The sequence below is a fragment of the Vibrio sp. VP6 genome (genome assembly GCF_028823755.1).
Lineage (GTDB): Bacteria > Pseudomonadota > Gammaproteobacteria > Enterobacterales > Vibrionaceae > Vibrio > Vibrio parahaemolyticus.
This window is the reverse complement of the sequence record NZ_JAPEID010000122.1, coordinates 1-1,870: the sequence shown is the minus strand read 5'-3', so window position 1 is coordinate 1,870 and position 1,870 is coordinate 1. Positions and strand designations below refer to the sequence as shown.

Genomic DNA, 1,870 nt, shown 5'->3' with positions numbered 1-1,870 from the left:
AACCATTAAAATATGAGCTTAACGTAGGATATTTTCCGTTTTCCAAGCGGACCCCAATATGTCTTATCATCAATTAAACGTTCATGCTCTAACCTCTTTGCCACTCGAATGACCGTTCTGTCCGAGACATTGGTCAGTTTTGCGGTGTCGCGAATACTCAATTTATTGATGACTCGCAACTGATAGATTTTTTCGTGGAGCTCGAGGTTTGGTTGTCTGCCACGATATTTCCCTTCCTCTTTGGCCTTTTTTATCCCCTCAGCCTGACGGCGACGCCGATCTTGGTAATCTTTGCGAGCGATGGCTGCCAACATGTCCATCATCATGCTGTTTATCGCTTTGATCATAGAGCTGGTAAATTCATCGGTGACTTGAGGAGATAGAGCGATATGACTGGTCGGTAAATCTAGGCTGATCACTTTTAATGCTTTCTTGCTCAGCATTTCTTTCAATGTAAACCAACTTTTTTCATCAAGACGTGAAAGGCGGTCAATCTGCTCAATGAGGATCGCATCACCAACAGCAGCATCATCAAGTAATCGTAGAAGTTCAGGTCTTTGCAAAGACGCGCCTGATTCATTCTCAATATACCAACCCGCTACACGGTAGCCTTTATCTTGAACAAAGCTTTGTAAGGTGCTCTGAGCACGTTTTGCATTTTGATCAGATGTTGATGCTCTTAGGTAGCCAAATATGTACATAATTCACTCGATATGACATTTACATGATGATCTTAATGGTTGTGTCATTTAGGTTATGACATTGCAGGGTTTGATGTCAAATTTAACCCATGTCTTTTAGGTAGACTCAAATTTCATGCAGGCACAGTTATCCCTATGTCGAGTCGTTCAATATTTATTAACACAAAATAAAAAACAATGAGAAAAGTTAAACCAAGTCGAATCCAAATATTAACGGAACAAGAAGTCCATGAACTTTACTCCCGTCTCGCATTTAATCAGAATGAGCGTGAAGAGTTTTTCTCGATAGACCCGAGTATCGAGAAAGCGCTATCAAACATGGGAAAGATTGAAACTAAAATTTATTTGATCCTCCTAATTGGCTATTTTCGAGCCAAGCCAGTTGTGCCGCAATTTAGATTGCGAGACGTGAAACAAGATGTTGATTACATTTACGCCACTCACTTCCCCAACAGAAAACCGAAATATCCCCTCATTGCTAAAAGCACACGAGCGACACTGATCTTGAAGATGCACGAACTACTCGGCTTCAAACGATTAACCAAATCAGCCGAGAAGGCGTTATTAGAAAGGTTGCAAGATGTGGCTACGATATGTACCTATCCTAAATACATTTTTGATGAGAGCTTGGCTTTCTTCGGTCAACAGCGCATTGGCTTGGTTGGATATTCGACATTACAGAACATGATCACCACTGTCTTAGCAAATGAGCGACAGCGAACAGAGTCAATTCTTTCAAATCAAATGTCAGATACAACTCGAGCCCAACTTAAGAAAATACTACACACCAAGGGGCGGCTAAACCAACTATCAATACAAAAAGGCTCGGCTAAAGACTTTACTCCAGCAGAGCTTAATCGTGAAATAGAGGCACACAATACCATAAAGAGTGTTTATCAGGATGTGAAACGCCTCATCAGCGAGCTAAGGTTGTCACAAGGGAACTTGAACTATTACGCTTCTATTATCCGGCATCAATCTATTTACAAAATTCGTCGATTTCCTGAATGGCAGGGGCTGTTGTATATGGTGTGCTATTTATTCTTTCGCTACCAAGAAACGAATGACAAGTTAGTGACAGCCTTTCAGTATGCGACTCGAAAACAAAGAGAAGCCGCCTCAGCGGCAGCGAAGCAGCAAATAGCCGATGAATTAGAAGTGGTTAGGGA

At 41.5% G+C, this 1,870-nt stretch carries 2 protein-coding genes; one reads left to right on the top strand and one right to left on the bottom strand.

What is annotated here, in order from left to right:
• Positions 1-5 precede the first annotated feature (5 nt).
• Complete coding sequence (locus tag OU793_RS24310; RefSeq protein WP_274647895.1) at positions 6-701, bottom strand: recombinase family protein; 696 nt, start codon at positions 699-701, stop codon at positions 6-8.
• Positions 702-878: 177 nt separating this feature from the next.
• Here OU793_RS24310 and OU793_RS24305 point away from each other — a divergent pair.
• On the top strand, positions 879-1,870 hold a 992-nt coding region (locus OU793_RS24305), incomplete at its 3' end, for a DUF4158 domain-containing protein (RefSeq protein WP_274647894.1).

Bases quoted from the DNA above. Each gene is read 5' to 3' on its own strand.
- OU793_RS24310 (WP_274647895.1), bottom strand. From the start codon at position 701: ATGTACATATTTGGCTACCTAAGAGCATCAACATCTGATCAAAATGCA.